The sequence below is a fragment of the Planktothrix serta PCC 8927 genome, from assembly GCF_900010725.2.
GTDB classification, from domain to species: domain Bacteria; phylum Cyanobacteriota; class Cyanobacteriia; order Cyanobacteriales; family Microcoleaceae; genus Planktothrix; species Planktothrix serta.
The window spans coordinates 114,588-136,185 of record NZ_LR734865.1 but is presented as its reverse complement, the minus strand read 5'-3'; the positions used below and the strand labels follow the sequence as shown (position 1 = coordinate 136,185).

At 40.6% G+C, this 21,598-nt stretch carries 20 protein-coding genes; 12 read left to right on the top strand and 8 right to left on the bottom strand.

Annotation, left to right across the window (positions count from 1 at the left end; all coding sequences use genetic code 11):
* Nucleotides 1-10: 10 nt before the first annotated feature.
* Complete coding sequence (locus tag PL8927_RS09795) at nt 11-631, bottom strand: Uma2 family endonuclease (RefSeq protein ID WP_083620573.1); 621 nt, start codon at nt 629-631, stop codon at nt 11-13.
* A 115-nt stretch (nt 632-746) separates the two neighbouring features.
* Here PL8927_RS09795 and PL8927_RS09790 point away from each other — a divergent pair, with 115 nt between their 5' ends.
* Together PL8927_RS09790 and PL8927_RS09785 are read left to right on the top strand one after the other, a co-directional pair.
* Complete coding sequence (locus PL8927_RS09790; RefSeq protein WP_083620570.1) at nt 747-1,067, top strand: hypothetical protein; 321 nt, start codon at nt 747-749, stop codon at nt 1,065-1,067.
* A 57-nt stretch (nt 1,068-1,124) separates the two neighbouring features.
* The gene (locus PL8927_RS09785; protein ID WP_083620568.1) at nt 1,125-2,087 is read left to right on the top strand and encodes a DUF362 domain-containing protein; all 963 of its coding nucleotides are present in this window, start codon (nt 1,125-1,127) and stop codon (nt 2,085-2,087) included.
* A 130-nt stretch (nt 2,088-2,217) separates the two neighbouring features.
* Here the strand turns inward: PL8927_RS09785 and PL8927_RS09780 are convergent, their stop codons facing one another.
* From PL8927_RS09780 to PL8927_RS09770, 3 genes are all read right to left on the bottom strand, one after another.
* A complete protein-coding gene (locus PL8927_RS09780; RefSeq protein ID WP_083620567.1) occupies nt 2,218-4,887 on the bottom strand; it encodes a PAS domain S-box protein in 2,670 nt (889 codons plus the stop codon).
* Nucleotides 4,874-6,019, bottom strand: a complete 1,146-nt coding sequence (locus PL8927_RS09775; RefSeq protein WP_083620565.1) for a response regulator — start codon at nt 6,017-6,019, stop codon at nt 4,874-4,876. Before PL8927_RS09775 ends, PL8927_RS09780 begins: the two co-directional genes overlap by 14 nt.
* 224 nt (nt 6,020-6,243) lie before the next feature.
* On the bottom strand, nt 6,244-6,579 hold the full coding sequence (locus tag PL8927_RS09770) for a ribbon-helix-helix domain-containing protein (protein ID WP_083620562.1): 336 nt from the start codon (nt 6,577-6,579) through the stop codon (nt 6,244-6,246).
* 571 nt (nt 6,580-7,150) lie between these two features.
* On the opposite strand from PL8927_RS09770, the gene PL8927_RS09765 reads away from it, so the two are divergent.
* The gene (locus PL8927_RS09765) at nt 7,151-7,657 is read left to right on the top strand and encodes an HNH endonuclease (RefSeq protein ID WP_083620559.1); all 507 of its coding nucleotides are present in this window, start codon (nt 7,151-7,153) and stop codon (nt 7,655-7,657) included.
* A 92-nt stretch (nt 7,658-7,749) separates the two neighbouring features.
* On the top strand, nt 7,750-8,139 hold the full coding sequence (locus tag PL8927_RS09760; RefSeq protein WP_083620555.1) for an alr0857 family protein: 390 nt from the start codon (nt 7,750-7,752) through the stop codon (nt 8,137-8,139).
* 83 nt (nt 8,140-8,222) lie between these two features.
* Here the strand turns inward: PL8927_RS09760 and gloA2 are convergent, their stop codons facing one another.
* Nucleotides 8,223-8,627 (bottom strand): SMU1112c/YaeR family gloxylase I-like metalloprotein, encoded by a 405-nt coding sequence (gene gloA2, locus PL8927_RS09755; RefSeq protein WP_083620552.1) that lies wholly within the window; start codon nt 8,625-8,627, stop codon nt 8,223-8,225.
* A 282-nt stretch (nt 8,628-8,909) separates the two neighbouring features.
* Between gloA2 and PL8927_RS09750 the strand changes: the two genes are divergently transcribed.
* Together PL8927_RS09750 and PL8927_RS09745 are read left to right on the top strand one after the other, a co-directional pair.
* Nucleotides 8,910-9,521: a hypothetical protein gene (locus PL8927_RS09750; protein ID WP_083620545.1), complete on the top strand. Its 612-nt coding sequence runs from the start codon at nt 8,910-8,912 to the stop codon at nt 9,519-9,521.
* A gap of 645 nt (nt 9,522-10,166) precedes the next feature.
* Nucleotides 10,167-10,496 (top strand): hypothetical protein, encoded by a 330-nt coding sequence (locus PL8927_RS09745; protein ID WP_083620542.1) that lies wholly within the window; start codon nt 10,167-10,169, stop codon nt 10,494-10,496.
* Between the two features lie 373 nt (nt 10,497-10,869).
* On the opposite strand, the gene cysH is transcribed toward PL8927_RS09745, so the two are convergent.
* Both cysH and PL8927_RS09735 read right to left on the bottom strand, forming a co-directional pair.
* Nucleotides 10,870-11,754 carry a phosphoadenosine phosphosulfate reductase gene (gene cysH, locus PL8927_RS09740; RefSeq protein WP_083620538.1) on the bottom strand — a complete coding sequence of 295 codons (885 nt, stop codon included), beginning with the start codon at nt 11,752-11,754 and terminating at the stop codon, nt 10,870-10,872.
* A gap of 420 nt (nt 11,755-12,174) precedes the next feature.
* Nucleotides 12,175-12,546 (bottom strand): rhodanese-like domain-containing protein, encoded by a 372-nt coding sequence (locus PL8927_RS09735; RefSeq protein WP_083620534.1) that lies wholly within the window; start codon nt 12,544-12,546, stop codon nt 12,175-12,177.
* Nucleotides 12,547-12,806: 260 nt separating this feature from the next.
* Between PL8927_RS09735 and PL8927_RS09730 the strand changes: the two genes are divergently transcribed.
* From PL8927_RS09730 to PL8927_RS09710, 5 genes are all read left to right on the top strand, one after another.
* On the top strand, nt 12,807-13,949 hold the full coding sequence (locus PL8927_RS09730) for a DegT/DnrJ/EryC1/StrS family aminotransferase (RefSeq protein WP_083620531.1): 1,143 nt from the start codon (nt 12,807-12,809) through the stop codon (nt 13,947-13,949).
* 80 nt (nt 13,950-14,029) lie between these two features.
* Entirely contained in the window at nt 14,030-14,905 is an 876-nt protein-coding gene (gene crtB, locus PL8927_RS09725; RefSeq protein ID WP_083620527.1) for a cyanoexosortase B, read from the top strand.
* Between the two features lie 103 nt (nt 14,906-15,008).
* A complete protein-coding gene (locus PL8927_RS09720; RefSeq protein WP_197047369.1) occupies nt 15,009-15,713 on the top strand; it encodes a cyanoexosortase B system-associated protein in 705 nt (234 codons plus the stop codon).
* Between the two features lie 94 nt (nt 15,714-15,807).
* Nucleotides 15,808-17,457 (top strand): polysaccharide biosynthesis/export family protein, encoded by a 1,650-nt coding sequence (locus PL8927_RS09715; protein WP_231505970.1) that lies wholly within the window; start codon nt 15,808-15,810, stop codon nt 17,455-17,457.
* Between the two features lie 38 nt (nt 17,458-17,495).
* Nucleotides 17,496-19,739 carry a GumC family protein gene (locus tag PL8927_RS09710; RefSeq protein WP_083620513.1) on the top strand — a complete coding sequence of 748 codons (2,244 nt, stop codon included), beginning with the start codon at nt 17,496-17,498 and terminating at the stop codon, nt 19,737-19,739.
* A 169-nt stretch (nt 19,740-19,908) separates the two neighbouring features.
* On the opposite strand, the gene tnpA is transcribed toward PL8927_RS09710, so the two are convergent.
* Nucleotides 19,909-20,319, bottom strand: a complete 411-nt coding sequence (gene tnpA, locus PL8927_RS09705) for an IS200/IS605 family transposase (RefSeq protein WP_083618782.1) — start codon at nt 20,317-20,319, stop codon at nt 19,909-19,911.
* A gap of 92 nt (nt 20,320-20,411) precedes the next feature.
* Between tnpA and PL8927_RS09700 the strand changes: the two genes are divergently transcribed.
* The gene (locus PL8927_RS09700; RefSeq protein WP_083620509.1) at nt 20,412-21,593 is read left to right on the top strand and encodes an RNA-guided endonuclease InsQ/TnpB family protein; all 1,182 of its coding nucleotides are present in this window, start codon (nt 20,412-20,414) and stop codon (nt 21,591-21,593) included.
* Nucleotides 21,594-21,598 lie beyond the last annotated feature (5 nt).

Here is a 21,598-nt window from a genome sequence, read left to right as displayed (position 1 = left end):
TTTTTATCCTTTAGACGGTTAGCAACCATTCTTGAAACTCCCGACGCACTGCAACACGACCGGATTTAATATTGTTTTTAATGATTTGAGGTAAACTTTCTAGGGCAATTTCAGGAAACACTAAACTTCTCGGACTGGGTTGATACTCTTGTCCTTGTAACTGATAAATTTTAAGTTTATTTTGATCACAACGCCAAATTTCAGGAATTCCTAAACGGCCATACATTGAACGTCTGGAGAGAGATTTTCGGGTTAAATCAATTTCTAATACTAAATCAGGAGGTGGATTTTCCGGTAAACTAATCGTTAACTTATGATCAATTGCCGATAAATTTTGAATATAAAAACAACTATCCACTTCTAAACTAATCTTTAAATCCGGTCGTTGCCAGAGCATTGTTCCTAAACAACGATAATTAATATTTTGTAAATCTAACAGCATGATGATAAATTCTTCTAAAATTTCACGGTATTCCTGATGTTGGGGGGAAGGAGTAATCAATTCCAAAGTTCCCTGATCATAAGCCAGTAAAGTCCCTCCATTTTTTTGCCGTTTAAACAGAATTGTTTCTAAATCCTGCCAAGGGACATTCTCAAGGAGGATATTGCCGGGATGAGGAGATTTAGACATTCTCGCAATCAAAAAAGTGAACAATCATGATTAATATTATTCTATATCGATCTAAGATTAAGGTGGGAACGTTCAATTCCTTGGTGAAATTGCCCCATTTAGGAGAAGTTGACCTATGCCCAAAGGGTCTTTTGCAGAATACAATGCGGCCACAGCAACGCAAATCACCTTTTATTATGACAATGGCCATGATGAAACCTTTAGCATTCCTATGCCATCGGCGGAATTAGCCCCCCTACTGTCCCAACTCTTAAATCAAGCCTGGCTGACCTTTCACCTGGTTGATCAAACGGTCATGATTAATATGGCGAAAGTAGAAAAAGTCGAGTTAAAACCCCCGCTTATTGAAGTAGAAGGAGAGGGAATTTTCCTGAATTCTCAACGGGTAACAGCCCTACATCGGGGCGCCGTAGGTCGTTTAAAAGTTACTGAATAAATTAACCCCTGCCATCATATTCCATACCTTAAAATCACCCCATAGGATTCCAGATTTATGCCCACTGTGTCTTTAATTCAAACTAACTCCTATAACCCTCAACGGTTAGAAACATCCTTAGAAGCTCTACTGGAACCCTGGGGAGGGATGAGCGCCTTTGTCAAACCGGGCGATCGCGTTCTCCTCAAACCCAATTTATTAACCGGAAGTCGTCCCACAAAAGAATGTGTGACCCGACCGGAATTGGTGGCGGCGGTGGCTAAACAGGTGATTGCGGCGGGAGGAAAACCTTTTTTAGGGGATAGTCCCGCCTTTGGGAGCGCCTTGGGGGTCGCCCGTGCTAATGGCTATTTACCCTTAATTGAATCGTTAAATTTGCCAATTGTTGAATTTCAGGGAAAACGGTATCAAACTGTTAGTGAAGGTTTTGATCATTTACGGTTAAGTAAAGAAGCGATGGAAGCCGATGTGATTATTAATTTACCCAAACTAAAATCCCATGTTCAACTCACCCTGACAATGGGGGTTAAAAATCTTTTTGGTTGTGTACCGGGAAAAATGAAAGCTTGGTGGCATTTAGAAGCGGGAAAAGATGTTAATCGGTTTGGAGAAATGTTAGTTGAAACCGCTAGAGCGATTAATCCTAATTTAACGATTTTAGATGCAATTATTGGTCATGAAGGTAATGGCCCCAGTGGGGGTGAACCTCGTGAATTAGGGATTTTAGCGGCTGCTGATCATGTGTTTTCCCTGGATAGAACAATTGTTGATATTCTTCAGGTTGATCCGAGTTGGATTCCGACAATTGTGGCGGCTCAACGATTGGAATTATGTCCTGAATTAACAGACATTCAGTTTCCGTTATTAACACCTGAAGAATTACAAGTTTCTGATTGGAAATTACCCGATGCTTTAGTCCCGATTGATTTTGGTTTACCTCGCGTTTTGAAATCTACTTTCCGACATTTTTATATTCGCTGGATTAAAGAACCCATGACCACCTATAGCAGTCTTAAATAGGTTGTAATATTTTATTGTAGGGGTGGCGTCCCTCCCAACCCAGACAGTTAGAGGGTTGGGAGGGACGCCACCCCTACAGAACTTTTTCACAAATCCTACACAGATTGCTATACACCCATCGTTACCTATTCTATTCAGTTTCAGCGATCGCTTTTATTAACTCCAGAATCACATCATACCGAAAATCATCGGCTAATTGAGTTAATAATTGACCAATAGACCCCTGAGCAGTCGGAATCTTTTGAATAGCTTCAGCCACTAACTTAGAATTAAGTTTTAATGTCGCTTGATATAACTCTTGAATCAGGGGTTTGGGTAACAACGCTAATACTTCTGGTGTTAATTCTGCAATGTGGTTTAATTCTCTGGGGGAAGTAGATATTTCTAGGGGTTCTAAATTGACTTCATTTTCTTCATAAATAAAATCAACCCCTAAATGTTGAGCAATTTTTTCAAATAACACTTCAACCCGAAACGGTTTCCGAATAAAATCATCACATCCTGCTGATAAAACCACTAATTTATCCTGTTGTAAAGCACTGGCTGTTAACGCAATAATTACCGTTGCTTGACCCTGTAAACGCTGTTTAATCCATTCTGTCGCTTCATAACCATCCATCACAGGCATTCGCATATCCATAAAGATTAAATGGGGTTGCCAACTTTCCCAAAGACTAATCGCTTCCTGACCATTTTCGGCTTCTTTTAATTGAAATCCCAAAGGGTTTAAAACCTTAATTACTAACTGTCTATTTGTCCAATTATCATCAACTACTAAAATTCGATAATGGGGTTGATTCGGTGCTAACCCGATGACTCGCCGGGTTAATTCTTGACACCGACTTTCTGAAAACTTGGCTAAATTGGCTTTAATATAAAATTGAAAGTTTGTTCCTTTTCCGATTTCACTGGTAACGGTTATTTCTCCTCCCATTAATTTCACAAACTGTTGACTAATCGGTAAGCCTAATCCAGTTCCTTGTTGAGATTTTCGCCCTGTTTCAGTTTGTACAAACGGTTGGAATAATAATTCTAATTCTTCGGGGGCAATTCCTGGGCCAGTATCTTCAACTTCAAAATTAAGTGGAATTTGATTAGGGGATGAGTTTGAATTTAAAGGTTTTACCCTTAAAGTAATAGACCCCTTTTCTGTAAATTTAATCGAATTTCCCAAAAGATTAATTAACACCTGTCGTAATTTACTTTCATCGGTTTCAATATATTCAGGAAGACTGGGATCGGCAATAATATTAAACGCTAAACCTTTAGATTCGGCTTTAAAGGCTAACATATCCTTAATACAATCAAGGAGACGTGGTAAATCAAACTTAGCCGGATTTAATACAATTCGTCCCGCTTCAATTTTAGACATTTCTAAAACATCATTAATTAAATTTAACAGATGTTCACCACTGCGACTAATAATGTCTAAATGTTCTTGATGATTGGCTAATAAAACTTGAGAATTTCGCTGTAAATCCCGTTCTATCAGTTGCGTAAATCCTAGAATAGCATTCATCGGCGTTCGCAATTCATGACTCATGCGGGCTAAAAATTCACTTTTAGCATGATTCGCTGCTTCTGCTGCTTCTTTCGCCTGTTGTAAGGCGATTTCTGCTTGTTTGCGATCGCAAATATCCCGAACAATTGCACAGCCGTATTCTTTTTGATTATATTCTAAATAACTCAACGTAATTTCAACACTAATTTCCTGACCTGTTTTCGTTAAATGAACAGATTCAAACGTAAAAGAACCCTGTTGTTTTAAATCCTCCCAAGAAATCGGCCATGCGTCATCAGGTGCTTGCCGATCAATATCTTTAACCCGCATTTGAAGTAATTCTTCTCTGGAATATCCCAAAGCATTACAAGCCGCTTGATTCACATCAAAAAAACGCGCTTTCCCATCGGTAAATAAAAAATAATCCCTTGATTTTTCAATCGAAAACTGTGTTAATCTTAACTTTTCATCAATTTCTTTGCGTTCGGTAATATCTTCAATTACTCCTAAAATTCCGATCACATTTCCCTGAGAATCCTGCATCGGAATTCGACTAATATCTAACCATAACGTTCGACCATCGGCGGAAGGTTTTTGTTTGGGTGCAATTAAGTGCATTTCCGCTTGTTTTGATGCCATCACCCGCCGATCTTGTGCGCGAAAGAAATCACCAATCTTCGGGTCAGGAAATAAATCATGATCCGTTTTTCCAATCACATACTCTTGACTTTCAAACTGTGCCGCTTCCGCCCAATTTTTATTACAGCCTCTAAAGACTAAATTTGTATCTTTCCAAAATACTTGTTGAGGAATATTATTCAAAATTAACCGTAAATATTCCTCTCGTTTTTTAATATCTTCTTCCGCTAACTTCCTTTCTGTGATATCCTGAATTTGACCCATAACAGAATGGGGTTTTCCCTGAGAATCTAAACGTAAATAACCGTTAACAATCGCATAAACCCAATATCCTTCTTTATGAAGATAGCGTTTTTCTAATTGAAATTGAGGAATTTTTTGAGTAATTAACTGATTAAAAAATTGAAAACTAATGGCTCGATCATCAGGATGGGTAATTTGATTCAGTTCAAATTCCATTAATTCAGCTTGAGAATAACCCACGAACTTACAAAAGGAAGCATTCACCTCCAAAAATCTCCCCTCTAGGGAAATTTCTACCATTCCAATGGGAGATAAATGGAATAAATCTCTCCAATGGGATTGACTTTCTTGCAATGCTATTTCAAGTTGCTGACAAGCTGGGATTTCTTGTTCTTCTGATCCGTTAGGAGTTATCATAATCCTCCTGATCTGATTTTGGTAATGTAAAATAAAATGTAGTTCCAATTCCCCATTCTGATTCTATCCAAATTTTTCCCCGATGACGATCAATAATTTTTTTACAAATTGCTAACCCTACCCCAGTCCCCGGATATTCTTGATTGGTATGAAGACGCTGAAACACTTGAAAAATCCGGTCAAAATTTTCGGGTTTAATTCCAATCCCATTATCTTCAACCTTAAATAGCCATTCTTGGGGCTTTTCTTGAACTGAAATTACTATTTTAGGCTGAACATTAGGACGTTGATATTTAATGCCATTACCGATTAAATTTTGAAACAATTGCCCCATTTGAATCCGATCCGCCATCACCGTTGGTAACGGCTCAGAAGTAATAATAGCACGACTTTCTTCAATCGCACTATGCAGATGAGCTAAAGATTTTCTGAAAACATCCTGACAGTCGGTAGCTTCAAATTTACGTTTTTTCGTTCCCACTCGACTATATTCTAGCAAATCCTTGATCAGTTCTTGCATTCTAATCCCCTCATCTAAAATGGGGGCAACATACTCATCCGCTTCTTGTTCTAAATTAATTTCCGACTTCAACGCTAATAACAGTTCTGCAAAGCCTGTTATTGTTTGTAGTGGTTGCTGTAAATCGTGGGAAACTACATAAGCAAATTCTTCTAATTCTCGATTAGAACGCTGTAATTCTTGATTTAAGTGTTCTAATTTTAGATTTTTATCTTGTAATTGTTTTTGTAAACGCCGAATCGTTAATTGATTTTCAATTCTAGCAAAAACTTCTTCTACTTGAAACGGTTTTGTAATATAATCAACTCCGCCAACAGTAAAGGCTTTAACCTTATCAAAAACATCATCTAAAGCACTTAAGAAAATCACAGGAATTCCCGCCGTTTTTTCCTGACTTTTCAAGACTTCACAAACTTGATACCCATCCATTTCGGGCATTTTAATATCTAATAAAATCAAGTCCGGTGGCTCATGCTTCACCGCCATTAACGCTAACTTGCCATTAATCGCACATTGAACTTCATAGCCCTGTTCACTTAAGGTTTTTGACAACAACCTCAAGTTATCAGGCGTATCATCAACAATTAAAATATGACCGAGATGATCTGACATATAGCAGGGAACAGGGAACAGGGAACAGGGAACAGGGAACACCGGAGGAAAAGACAGGTGTACAGTTTAGCTTTGCTGCATCAGTCTTTGTCCTAATAGGTCTAGCGACTGCTATACCGTTTTTAATCAATTCATCCCTGCATGACAATTTAGCATTTTAGGGGGAACAGGGGTGTTGACGGTTGACTATTCGCAGCTAACAGTCAACCGTCAACCGTTTCTAACTAGCCATCTAAACTGTTTAAACTAAGGGGAACCATATCGCCTTGAAACGTGAGTCCTAAAAACATTTCCTCTTTGGGTCGAATAATTGTTCCGGTTAAGACACAGCGTTCCTCCTGTTCAGCAATGGCGGAAATATGGGCGCGAATATCTTCTCTGGTCAACGATGGTCGATAATCTCCCGATTTTTGTTGGACATAATTCCATAGTATGTCTCGAATCAGTGCTTGATAGCCTTTGTTCTTTGCTAGTCCTTTTAATCTTTCTTTGAGTTCCCGTTCCAGGCGAATGCTTGTGACTTCCATATCCGTTGTTGAAGTTCGAGGAAGGGTATACATAATTTTTTCTCCATGAATAGGTAGACATCTCTGTAATATTAGTGTAGTATAAATAACGTGAGATTAAAACTATCTATAGCAGTCGCCAGACCTATTAGGACAAAGAGTGACACTGAAACCTAGACAGTGAAGTCTTTTCCTCCGGTGTTCCCTGTTCCCTGTTCCCTGTTCCCTGTTCCCTGTTCCCTGTTCCCTGCTATATATCGAGGTTTAGGTTTCAAGTGATCAACTTATCCACACTCTGGCAAAATTCCAATCATTTCAAGGGTTCGGGCTCATTCAGTGGAGTCACCCGGAATCATGAAACCGGAACCTCGATTAATGAGGGCCAGTCAAGCAGTGGTTATAGTGATCTATTAGAAGCAGATCAATCAAGGATATCCAAGCAATTTCACTTTAACCCTCTGATGATTGCACCATCCTTGTTTTATCAACAAAGCGGGAGGTACAGATGGATATGAACTGTACCTGCACCCAAGCTCAAACCGGACTTGGTTGAACCCCCGCTTCCTGATCAGAAAAACAGGCGGGGGTTTGTGTGTGTATCAGTAAGCCTAAATGGAGTAAAACCGTGACCAGCCCAACTGACGTATTAAGGCAATCTGTGGTCGTATTCTCCCAAAATTATTTGCCCATGAGTCAAGTCAATATCAAACGGGCAATAGCGTTGTTAGTGACCGGAAAAGCTGAACCTTTGGATCTCAATTCCAATGAAGCTGGCTGGTTCGTCCATTCTCCCAGTACCGTGCTTCACGTTCCGGCACATATTCGCTTAACCATGGCAGGTCAAGAACGGATTTGGAAAGTTCCCCCGGTAAACCGTCGGGAAATTCTGCGCCGAGATCATCAATGCTGCCAATATTGCGGGAGTTCCAAACGATTAACCATCGATCATGTCTTTCCCCGTTCTCGTGGGGGTACTCATACCTGGGATAACGTGGTCACGGCTTGTGAACGTTGCAATACTGTTAAAGGGAGTCGCACCCCTGAAGAAGCTCGAATGCCGTTACGCACGAAGCCCAAAGCACCTATCCACCCTGTTGTTGCTTTCGCCGAATATTTCTGGCAAGGAAGGTAGGCAGTCAGTTGTTAGTTAACAGTTAACCGTCAACCGTCAACCGTCAACCGTCAACAAACCCTTGCCTTTTGTGAAAAGGGATTGATCAATCAATGCTGAAGTTAACTTATACCGAAACAGCCTTTCATATCGAGCGTCTGAGTCAATCTCCAGAACAACTGGTGGCGCTGCGAGTAAAGTTGGCAATGCGAATGGGCCAAACAATGGTCGTTGAACCGAGTTCTGCCTCATTTCTTTTACCTGTCAATATCTCCACTTTATCGATGTTAGAGGCGGCTATTCGTCTACAACGCTCAGAAGCGATCGCGTTATGTGTGGCGGATACAGAAACTATTGAAGTCAGTTTAACGGGAACTTGGATTACCGTTGATCCAGAGGGTGAAAATGGAATTTTTCTGACTGTTTTAGGCGATCGCACTGAATCTTTACTCTATCACCTGTGGCAACAAGCTCACGGCAGTGCTTCTGTGATTCGAGATTAATTTTAAGGTGGGTTAGGTGTAGAAAATATTGAACTCAATCATTGATTAATGTTCAAAATATGCTGTAACCCACTGATCTTTTATCAATCAACAAAATCAATATTTTTTTGATAAATTTCTAAGGGTAAATTATCTGGATCTTGAAAAAATGTATATCGTTTTCCTGTGATTTCATCTGTGCGGATGGGTTCTACTATTATTCCCTTTGCTAATAATTCAGCAACAGTTTGATCAATATTATCGACTTCAAAAGCTAAATGTCTTAAACCACAAGCTTCTGGTTGATTGGGTCGTTGAGGAGGATTGGGAAAGGAAAATAGCTCTATCTGATCTTGGGTTCCCACTCGCAAATCTAACTTATAAGAATTCCGTTTTTCTCTAAAAGTTTCGGCAATAATTTCAAACCCTAAAAGATTGACATAAAAATCCTTTGATTTTTGATAATTAGAACAAATAATTGCAATGTGATGGATTTTATTAATTTTCATGGTTTATCCTTCTTAAAAACCAAATCCTCGATGTCCAAAACTTGAACCTTGTCAACGGTGTCAACTTCTGCTATTGTATAGAGTCTGTTGTCAACAACGCTGTTGATCAAATTGCAGTATCCTACACTACAAATTTTTCCGATCCCTTCCCTCAGCTTCCTTTTTTCTTCGGCAATAACTAGACTAAACACCAGATATAGGATATAATTGCGGATAAATCCCAATAAAAACACTATATCTAGTATTTGGGAAAATTATCGTCCAGAATCTAGGTGTTTGCCCATGTCTCAGAATTTAATTAAGGCTGGAGTTATTGTTCCGAGTCAATGGCCCCTAGCCCGTGTTTGGCTGGAAGTTGCCACCTTACTCAGTATCGCACCCCGACACATTGAGCGCCTAGAATTCTGGCATCATCAAATTTGGGTAAAAATTCAACACAAAAAGGCGGTTTTCGTGAGTTACCGTCGTTTACCCCTGTGGACAGAAACGGGGTTAGATGCCATTCAAAATTGTAGCGATCGCTCCAGCTTAGAGCAATTAGGGGAAATGCTGAGTTTAGAAGTCAAGCACTATCAAACGCAGTATAACCCCTTGGTGTTGGAAGAATGGCGTTCTGCTTATGCCCAAAAATCCCAACAATTCAAACGGGAAGTCCAACGACAAGCGCAAGAAGAAGAACGTCTTAGACCCCTGCGGGAGCGTCAACAAACCTGTCAACAATGGCGAGATAGCTGGAAAACCATTTTACATTATTGTAATAGCTTCGATGCCTTAGAACGGTTAGCTCCCGAACTCCAACAACAAAGTCAAGAATTTGCCGACTTACCCGAAGGCGAAACTGCAATGCAACTGTGGCATCAACGCTGGCAAGAACTCACCCAAGCAACCGCTTAGGAATCTTCTTCCTCAATATCCCATTCATTAGAAACTGTTAATCCTGAGATTAGCAGTTTATTCCTATTGGTGCTATTAATTTGCAACAATTTAAGATATAATGAAGCAGGTTTGAATTCCCAGAGTATTACATTAAACCTGGATATCAGGGTAGTGATCGATCTCAAAAGTATCGCACAAGGATACAAGGATACAAAATCAGGGTCAGCGCTGAATCCATCATCGGCGCGATGAAGATAGATATACCCTGTATGGGGGATGACCTTTCAGACTCCCTTGTTAACTAGAGTTAGCAAAAATATATCGCTGACGATAACCTTAAACCCATCGTCAACGGCAATTCAAGACGTAGCAAAGTTCAAAACGTCAAATTTTTTAAATCCTCTCCAAAAGTAGGGTAAAGCATACCCGAACTCTAAAGTCAAATATTCTCAGTCATCTTGGGGAGATCATACCCTCTAGGTAACTTCAACTTACCTTTATTAGTCATGTTTTTGCATCCTTAAAACGCTGTAGAAACACTCAAAAATAAAGGGGTGCTTTTCAGGGATTTTAATCAACCCAAAACCGCTTTACTTGGGTAAAGGGGAATATCAGACTGTTTGCACAAGTAAACCCCTATAAAACAGAAAGGAGGTGACACCCATGTTCAAGCAAAATCAAAATAAACTCAAAAAAGTGCAATTAGTTGAAGGAGTATTTGTGTATACTCCCCTTGATGATGTTTGCATTCCTGCTTTACGTTCTGGGTATGCAGGATATCCTGTTAATCCTCGGTGGAATGCTATCAAATTTCATGCTTGGAAAATCGGACGCCAATGGCGCTTGGCGCTAGGACGTGGTGAAATGCTCATCCGTTCAACGGACTCCACATTAGTACCAATTCAGCAGACTGAAGAAAGTAGTGATTCCCCGTTACCTCGATCGTGGGGCGTTGTCAGTTATCAATTATCAGTTATCAGTTATCAGTCATGAGTGAATCGTTAAGCTGTTAAGCTGTTTTAGAGGGTTAACAGCTTAATGATTGCTATAGCGCTACTTGAACAGGGAACAGGGAACAGGGAACAGGGAACAGGAAGAATTAAAAGGGTTTCATGGTTTAAAAATGTCCTAACCGTAATGCGTAGCGCTANCGCTGACAATCAATTGAGAGCATAATAAATGTCTCTGTGATGGTGATTTAATATTGGTGCGTGCGCGGAGCTTACGCACCCTACAATTTGATCAAAAATTTTTAATATAAATTGAGTGCGATCGCATCCCCAACCCGTAGCACCAACCCCAACCCCAATTAAATAATCAAACCATCATCAAAGCGATCGCTTCCCAACCCAATTAAATGCTCAAATTACAATGAAGAAGAATCCAAACTTTTGGCTTCTTCTTCCGTTTGAGGTAAATGTAAACCACATTCTTGTTTTAAACCTTGGAAACGAGTATCCCGTTCATTTTCATCTGTTGCCATTAATGGACGGCTAGAATGCCAATCTCCGACGGTCGTATAACCCAGATCAAAATAGGGATGGTAGGGTAAATCATGGGCCGTTAAATATTGATAAATATCCCTAGAATTCCAAGAGAGAATCGGATGAACTTTGTATCGCCCCGACTGTTTAATGACTCGATTTAAGGTTTTGCGATGATGGGTTTGATCTGCGCGTAATCCTGCTAACCAAGCCGTTGCGTTTAATTCTTGTAAAGCCCGTTGCATCGGTTCAACTTTGCGAATTTTATCGTAATAGTTTAAGGCTTCGACGTCATTTTTTTCCCATAATCGGCCATGTAAAGCTTCCATTCGCGCCGGACTGATGGGAGATTGATAGACTTTTAAATTCAAATTGAGGCGTTGTGTTAACTCTTCAGCAAAAATATAAGTTTCTGTGGGTAAATAACCCGTATCAACCCAAACAATCGGAATATTAGGAACAACACGAGTCACTAAATGCAGCATCACCGCCGATTGAATTCCAAAGCTGGTACTCATCACCAAACCCTCCCCAAAGGCTTCGGCTGCCCACTGGACAACATTAAGACCATCCGCATCAGCCAATTGCTGATTCACAGCGTCTAAATCGAGTTCGAGTGGTTGAATGGCTTGAACTACCTTATGGTCTGAGGCTTGATCCCGATGATCACCGTGCTGTTGGGAAGGGGTGCGATCGCCTGTAACGGGAGGGGATGTAGATTGGAGATTCCCGTTGACATTGGGATCAGTCAGATTCAATTGCGGCATAGTTTTCCTGGTTTCCCTTGTTATCGAGATTAAGTGTAGACGATGAAGGGCCTTATGGGTTGGCTTAAGACTGGACGAACTGAGTTAGTCGTTTTCGTGCTTTTTAACCCCTGGCAACGGATTTGGTTTCCAAACCCCTACAGCTAACCAGACCCTCATATTTCAGATTTTGTGGATTCTATTCTGAATTTTACCACAACAATTCTATCGAAAGTTTCGCCCTGTTGGGGTCAGGACGTCCAAATCATACCCTTTCAATGTTCGCCACGTTGAGTCAGTTGAAGATTGAATATTTATAAACCCAGGAAAAAAGCCCTAAAAAAACAGAATTATTATTAATTTCAAAAACTTCGTTGTTGGGCTTTATCCCCAAAATTCAGAGGGATAAAGCCCAACAAAAAATAGATTCATTTACAATTGTCAACCAACAACTGCACTAATTGCTTCTACCGGATAACCAACGGCTTGCCATCCTGCTAAACCTCCGATGAGTTCAGCAACTTTTTTAAATCCAACTTCACGAAGTTTTGCTGCGGCTTCAGCCGTTTTTTCATCACTTTCGCCGTAAATATAAATATCACGGTTCAGTTCTAAATTCGACAAAACCTGTTCGGGAAGACTATCAAGAGGCATACGAATTGCGCCTTGAATATGGCAGTGATTGAAGCTATTTAAGTCACGGACATCAATAATAGTTAATGCAGGTTCGCCCCAGTCCAAACGGGTTTTGAGGTCATAAACACGCGCTTTTGCTGCTAGAGGAGGAGGTTTCGGAATGAATCGAGAAAACATAATTAAATATCCGTTAAATTTGGCGTTCAAGTTCCCTTGAATGTAACAAATTATTTCTAATTTAGCTAAGTTTTGTTACCATCCTCTTGACAGATTTATTCCTATTAATTTCTATTCCTTTTGACTCCTAGAGCAGGGAAGCAGGGGAAGCGTCCTCGCTCGCTAACAGTCAACAGTCAACAGCCAACAGTCAACAATCAACTGTCAACAGCCAACACCCTAAGTTATGCTGGTCTTGCCAATATATGCTGATGGTTGATATGACTAGCACCCTAACTCCTGTTCCCTTTGTAGATTTGAGTTTAATCCACGATCCCCTTAAACCTGAAATTCAAGCCGCGCTCCAGGCTGTGATTGATAAGGGCGACTTTATTTTAGGTCACGCTGTAACCGAATTTGAAATCGGCTTTGCTAAAGCTTGTGGGGTTCGGTATGGGGTGGGAGTGGCTTGTGGAACGGATGCGATCGCTCTCGGTTTACAAGCCTGTGGAATTCAACCGGGAGATGAAGTTCTCGTGCCAGCCAATACCTTTATTGCTACACTGATAGGAGTATTACACGCCGGGGCCACTCCGGTATTAGTTGATTGTGATCCCTGTATGGCTTTAATTGATCTCAATCAAGCGGCTCAAGTTGTTACTCAAAAAACCAAAGCCATTATTCCGGTACATCTCTATGGCCAAATGGTTTCCCCTCATCAACTCTTTGCTTTTGCGAAAGCCCATAATTTAATTATTTTTGAAGATGCAGCCCAGGCGCACTTAGCCGAGCGAGAAAGTTATTGTGCGGGAAGTATTGGGTTAGCCGCAGCGTTTAGTTTTTATCCCAGTAAAAATTTAGGTTGTTTTGGGGATGGGGGAATAGTTGTTACCCAGAATGAAACTGTTGCTCAAAATCTCCGGTGTTTAAGAAATTATGGTGCTCCTCAAAAATACTTGCATACCGAACAGGGAACGAATAGCCGTCTCGATAGTTTACAAGCTGCTATTCTGAATGTTAAGTTACCCCATTTGAATACTTGGAACCGCGATCGCAATTTTGTGGCGGAAAAATACGATGCGTCTCTTCTGTTACTCCGAGAAAAGGGTATTATTCCGATTGAAAATCAGAGTGCGGATGGTCATGTTTACCATCTTTATGTTATTCGTGTAACGGAGGAATGTGCCATTGACCGCGATACCCTCAAAGATAAACTCACGGAACAGGGAATACAAGTTGGGATTCATTATCCTATTCCTTGCCATCTTCAACCCGCTTATCAAAATTTAGGCTACAAAGAAGGGAACTTCCCCCAAACGGAAAAATTAAGTCAACAAATTTTATCCTTACCGATGTATCCAGGGGTAACAACCAACCAAATTAATCACGTCTTTACCGCCATTCAGTCTGCTATTGGTGCGTAGGGGAGCAGGGGAAGCAGGGGGAGCAGGAGGAGAGGAACAGTCAACCGTCAACCGTCAACCGTCAACCGTCAACACTAATTATGCAACTCAATCGTAAAATTCCGATCGCCATTGAACAATATTTATTAAATTGGATTATTGTTTTATTGATGGTGTTGTTGTATGCACCGCTTTTAATTCATTGGTACGATGGCTGGCTCAATAAAAATATTGGCATCGAGCATGAATATTTTAGTCATGGTTTAATTGGTTTACCCTTTGCAGCTTATATTGTTTGGACAAAACGGCAGCAATGGAAAGAGTTACCGAATATGAACCATCCATTAGGGCTGGTATTACTGGTAATTGCTAGTATTTTTTATTGGAGTGGTTTAGGGGATTTAGTTAATCTTTCATTTCCTTTAATGTTGACCGGACTTTGTATCCATTTTAAGGGAATTTCCGGTTTAAAATTAATGGGAATAGCCTTGATTTTTGTCTTACTGGCAACACCCAATCATTTACCCTATTTAATAGAACCCTTCGCATTACCCTTGCAGAAATTTATTGCTCAGGTTGCCGGATTTGTTCTCACCCAATTTAATTTAGATGTTAGCGTAGAACAAATTTATCTGTTTGTGAATGATCAGATTGTTGAAGTAGCCCCCCACTGTGCGGGGTTAAAAATGTTATTTACCAGTCTCTATGTGGGATTAATGTTACTGTATTGGACGGGACTTTTGGCTAACAGAAATCTCAGTATTTTTTTCTTAGTGAGTGCGGCTTTAATCAGCATTGTTGCTAATATTATTCGCAACACCCTGTTAGCACTGTTTCATGGAACGGGTCAAAATGGGTTATTCTCATGGCTGCATGAAGGTTGGGGAGGAGATTTATATTCAGCGTGTATGCTGGGTTTATTAGTGGTATTAATTAATGGATTACAACATTATACTGCCATTGATTCCGAATCGTAGTTATTGCGGGTGAACAGTTGGCTTATCTCTTATGTCGCTTCTCGATTCCATAAGCTCAATTCCCTGTTCCCTGTTCCCTGTTCCCTGTTCCCTCATTACCGATATGATTTTATCGCTGAAACTGCGACAGCAACAATCTAAAATTATTATTGTCATCTTGATGACGATATTATTAATTGGTGCTGCACTTCCAGGCTACATCAGCCAAAAATGGTCATGGCTCGATATGCCACAACTCAAAACCCTACCCCAACTGCAAACGATTAGAAAAGAAGGTTTAACTCTTCCGGGATGGCAAACGGTTAAAATTCAATCACTCCAAATTGGAAATAAACAGTGGTTACAACAAGAGGTAAAACGAGACAACCAAACTGCAACAGTGCTGTTATTAACCCAAAATTACTATAAAGATCAGCCCCAACTTGACTGGATGGATATTAACGGATTTCTAGGGTGGAAAACCGATGAGTATCAACGCGATCGCTTTTCTGTAAAATCCACCTCTGAGGACTTAGACCCCGTTGAAGTTGAAGTCCAATTTTTTAAAGCTTGGACTGCAACCCAAACCTATGCCGTTGCTCGCTGGTACGCTTGGCCAAACGGTGGACATCCAGCACTGAGTCATTGGTTTTGGGCTGATCGTTGGGCTCAACTCAGTCGAAATCGCGCTCCCTGGGTGGCGGTCTGTCTTTTGATTCCGATTAAACCCTTGGGTAATATTCAAGACGTCTGGCCTGTGGCGACCTCCCTGGGTGAAAGTATACAAGCTTCTTTAATGGCAGAAGCCTTAGTTTCCACAATTCCTTAAGTTAAGGAATGAGTCAGGAGGAGTGGGTTGAGCCATCGGGGTGTGATCTACAAATAACCTATTCCTTGTTCTGTGTTTCCTATTGTCTTCGATGATGAATCAACGTTACGCCAAGACATCGGCTTCCCTATTTTTAGCCAGTCTGTACTCGACGAGTTGGATGGTATCGGTTTCAGCGTTATTGTGGGGATTTTCTGCCCAACAACGGGTTTTAGCCCAAACTGTAACCCTTCCAGAAAGATGTGTAATTCCCCAGGAAGTCGCCAGTCAACAATATCCGGGGGCGCAACTGCAACCGCCTACCTTTCCTCAACCCACCTGGCCGCAACTCATACAACTATTTGAACGAGCCGGAAATCCGGTCTTAGATCGTTCTGGAGCCCTTCCACCTCCAATTGATAATATTTATTTCAAACGTTTGAGTGAAAATCGCGGGGCGAATTACCGTCTTGGCCCTGGAGATCAACTTTATATTGATGTGTTTATTAATAGCCAACGCTCTAATGATTTAAGTGTTCCGACCACAACAGTGACTCCCGATGGTGCAATTCTACTACCTTTAATTGGGGCGATTCGGGTTCAAGATTTAACCCTGGAACAGGTACAAGGAATTATTAATAACCGTTTAAATCCTTATGTAAAAAATCCCCAGGTTAATATCTCCTTATTAACGCAGCGTCCCGTGCGAGTCACGATTACAGGGGAAGTCGCCAGACCCGGATTTTACCCTTTAGCAAGTCCTGAACTCCCCATTGCTTTGACAACAGCCCTAGGAACTACAACAGCAGCCGATTTGCGGATAGTTAAAATTCGGCGCACCTTAGCTAATAATCAGGTAGTGGAAACAGAAGTGGATTTGTTAACTCCGTTGTTGCTGGGGGTTAGACCTGTGGATGTGTTACTCGAAGATGGGGATGTGATTGTGGTTCCCTCCCAACAGGTTCGGGCCTATCAAGGGCCAACCCGAAATATTTTAGAAACCTATAGTTTGGCCGCCGCCCCAACGGCTGTGAGTATAACGATTGTCGGAGATGTCACCCGACCCGGATTTTATCAACTTCCTCCTGGAAGCGGACAAGTCACAACGGCTATCCAAGCCGCTGGGGGTGCTAGAATCACGTCGGATTTACGGTCAGTTTTGATTTGTCGGATTACTGTGGATGGTCGCTTAGTGGAGGATATTGTGGATTTGTATACTCCCATTCAGGAAGCCACGGCTTTACCCAATGTGTCTTTACAGAATGGAGATGCGATTATTATCCCCAAACTGCAACCGGATGAACAGGAGGGTTATGATCAACGTTTGATTGCGACATCAACCTTAGCGAGTCCTCAAATTACGGTGAGAATTTTGAGTTATCCGATCAATGCAGTGGGTGCGGTGGTGTTAGCGAATGGGAGTAGTTTTATTGATGTGTTGAACTCCGTTCCTTTGAATTTAGCAGATTTGCAGGAAATAGCTTTAATTCGTTATGATCCAGAAACAGGGAAACCCACAAGACAGATTTTGAATGGAAAAAATGTATTAGCGGGTGATGCAACGGATAATGTTTTGTTACAAGATAATGATGTGATTGTTGTTAATCGGAATTTAGTCGCTCAGATCAGTTATGTTTTAAATACTTTTACTCAACCTTTCCGCGATATTCTCGGATTTCTCCTATTTTTCCAACAATTACAGGGCGGGGTAGAAAATTTGTTTAGTCCAAATTCCTCTGGAAGTGGCAGTAGTAATAATAAATAAATCATTAGTAGTTAACAGCCAACCGTCAACAATTAATTATGACTTTACCGATAGTTAAACGATATTTAATTGCATTTGAAAAGTATAAATGGGCGGGTTTTGCTACGTTTATGGTGGCGTTAGGAGCCTCTGGAGCCGTAGCAATGTTGATGGAAGCACCTGTCACTCCTCCCTATAAAGCAACGGGTTTAATGACGAGTCAAAATAGTCCGGTAATTTTTTCTAAAACGGGTGAGGTTATTCAACAACAAGGACAACAACTCTCCCTGGAAATGTTAGTCCCTGCCAGTGTTTTGGAACCAATTGTCAAACAATTTAATATTGTACCCACTGATCTGAAAAAAAAATTATCAATTAAATTAGAACCCGCAGTTTCTGCATCCAAAGACGGCCCTGGAACGCCGATGAAAATCACTGTTTCTTTTCAAGATCCGAATCGAGAACGGGCGGTAATGGTTGTAAATACCGTCATGCAAAAAATGCAGGAACAAAGCCGTGTAATTAATACCCAACAATTGAATAGTATTATTACTCTAATTCAAGAACGATTAAAACCAGTCGAAGGAGAACTCAGACAGGTAGAAAAAGAGTTAGAAAATTATGATAAACGGGAAGGAGCTACCATTTTAAGTTTAGAAAATGGTTCGTTACCCGCAGCAATTTTAGGCAATGAACAACAGCAAAAAGACCTGAAATTACAGTTGGAAGCTCTGAATGCTCAACTGGCAAGTTTAGAATCTCAATTGGGTTTAAATGCTGATCAAGCCTTTGTTTCCCAAGCGTTAGCGGCTGATCCAATTATTGCTCAATTGCGGGTTCAATTGTATGAAATTGAATCACAATTAGCGGTTTTACGCAAGGATTATCGAGATCAACATCCCTTTGTGGCAGAATTAGTTAAACGTCAACAAGCCGCCGAACAACAGTTACAAGAACGCGCCTCGGAAGTGTTAGGAGGAGATGGAATTGCCGCACCTTTGCGTCAAGTGGATCAAATTCGAGTTGATTCATCTCTTGATCCCACTCGCCAACAATTAGCTCAAAATTTAATTACCTTGAAAAGTCAAAAGGAAAGTTTAGAACAACAATTAGAAGGATCGAAAAAAACCGGAGAAGATTTGAAGCAGAATTATGCTACAATTCCTAATAAACAAATGGAAAAACAACGCCTAGAACAGCAGGTGGCTTATAAAAAGGCATTGTATGATCAAATGCAGGCGAAGTTAGTGGATGCTCAAGCCGCCGAAGCGGAAACAACCAGCAGTTTAGCTATTGCCAAAGAAGCGGAAGCTCCTGATGTGGAAACCCCAAAAGCAATGAGTATGGCTTTAATTTTGGCTATGGGCGGACTGGGAGGCATTTTAGGCGGGGCGGTGATTATTTTTGTATTAGGAATGCTGAGTGGAAAATTCTATACCTGGGAAGAAATTGAGGGGGCTTTTAAAGAACGAGAAGTTCCCCTTTTAGGGGTGGTGCCAACGGTGTTTTTATACTCAGATGATTATGAATTTCCTTTATTATTAAAACCCCATTCGGCTTATTTGGAATTTTATGAAAAAGTTCGGACTAATTTACAACGGGTGGGAAATAAATCTCCGAAGGTTATTTTAATTACCAGTGTAGGAAATTCAGAAGGAAAAACTTTAAGTGCGTATAATTTAGCGATCGCTGCGGCTCGTAGTGGTAAGCGCACGTTATTAATTGAAGCAGATTTGCGATCGCCTTCTCAAGTCGAATCTTTAGGATTAACTCTTGACCCTCAAAGTTTGATTGAACCCTTACAATATTATGGGGATTTATATGGTTGTATTCGTTTAGTTCCTGATGTGAGTAACTTGTATGTGATTCCCTCTCCTGGGCCAATGCGTCAACCCGCCACGATTTTAGAATCGAGTGAATTGCGGCGTCTATTAGAAGAAGTCCGCTATCGGTTTGATTTTGTAGTGGTGGATAGTCCGGCGTTAAACGGCAATAATGATGTTTTAACCTTGGAGCCCTACACCGATGGCATGGTGATGGTCGCCCGTCCAATTTATACCGCATCGGGATTATTGGGTGAAGTTACAGACAAATTAATGGATACTGAGGATGAAGATCCGAAAAAATATCGTCCGCGACTGTTGGGAGCCATTATCAATGGAGCCGATATTCTGGTGGATGACTTTGAAGAAGATACTTTAGAACATCAGGAAACGATTCGATCTCAAGCTCGCATCCGACCCGCACTCAAACCCAAAACCCCCCCTCAGCAAAAACGATTACCCGCTAAAGTTCGCAAATAAGTAGAGGGATAAGTAATGCCTTGGTTTGCCAAAATTGAAACTGGAATTGTAGAAAAAGCGGTGTTTGATCAATCTATTCCGGCCCATATTGCTTATTATTGACGCAGCCGAAAACCATGCAGCTTTAGCTCATGGATGAAGGCAAGCAGCGCTTTTAAGCGCCTGTGTGTTAATGCGTATTGTGATGAGGATCGTTAATATATTCCATAATAACTTTAGAGCTAACACTACCAGCAGTAGTATGAAAATATGAGCGAGTCCATAGACTAGGAAGTTTTAACAAATGAGGAAATTCTCTTCTTAAATAACGTGATGATCTCCCTTTAAAAGCTTGCACAATCTGACTAATGGCGTAATCAGGTTGATGGCAGATAAACAAGTGAATATGATCAGGAGCTATTTCTAATGCTTTAATTTCCCATTCTTTCTCAATTGCCAATTCATAAAATATCTCCCGACAGCGTGTTGCTACATCTCCAATTAGCACACGCTTTCTTCTTTTTGGAATCCAGACGATATGAACACAAGCCAATCCGACTGAATGGTTGTAATGCTTGTAATCTATAGCCTTTAGCTTCATTTTTGGTTGTTTCCTTGTTTTAATCGACAAAATCAGTTTACTGTGTTAAGGTTGATAGTAGCAAGCAAACAACCCATTGAGAGGTCGAATCAATGATAGTTCTCGAATACAAAGTTAAAGCAAAGCCCCATCAGTGCAGAGCGATTGATGAAGCGATTAAAACGGTACAGTTCATCAGAAACAAGTCAATTCGTTACTGGATGGACGCACCTAAAGATACCAAAATTGATCGATTTGCTTTAAATAAGTATTCTACAGAACTTCGTTCGGAGTTCACTTTTGTCAAAGACTTAAACTCAATGGCAGTACAAGCTGCTACGGAACGAGCATGGTTGGCAATTTCTCGTTTTTACGAAAATTGTAAATCCAAAAAAACTGGAAAGAAAGGATATCCTCGTTTCCAGAAAGATTGCCGTTCTGTTGAATATAAAACGTCGGGTTGGGTGCTTAATCCAACTAAAAGACGAATCACGATAACTGACAAAAAAGGGATTAGTGAGCTTAAACTTCTGGGAAAATGGGATATCCATCAATACCCAGTTAAGTCTATTAAACGAGTTAGACTTCTCCGTCGTGCTGATGGATATTACTGCCAGTTCTGTCTTAATATTGCCGTCACCGATGTTCAACCGAAAACTGGAAAGGAAATTGGACTTGATGTTGGCATAGAATCTTTCTATACAGATTCTAACGGGTATCAAGAACCCAATCCTAAGTTTCACCAGAAAGCAGAAAACTCTATTAAAAAATCTCAGAGAGAAATTTACAAAAAGGTTAAAGGTTCATCGGGAAGACGGAAAGCCAGAAAAATTTACGCCAAAAAACACTTAAAAGTAAGTAGACAACGGAATGAACACGCCAAGAGAATTGCGCGTAACGTATGCACATCAAACGATGTAGTCGTCTACGAAGATTTAAGTGTTAGAAATCTGGTTAAAAACCACTGTTTAGCTAAGTCAATTAGTGATGCAGGATGGTATTTGTTTCGACAATGGATAGAATATTTTGCGGCTAAATTTGATAAATTAGCGATTGCTGTTCCACCCCATTACACTTCGCAAAAATGCAGTAATTGTGGGGTAATCGTTAAAAAATCTCTATCAACTCGCACCCATATTTGTCGTTGCGGGTGCGAACTTCATAGAGATATAAACGCTGCTAAAAATATTTTGAATTCAGCTAAAAATAGGGAAGGGCATTCCCGAATTAACGCTACAGGAGTTGGAGTCTCTACTCTAATTGGTGAAAGCCTGTTAGAGCAAATTCTGACGTAGAATGT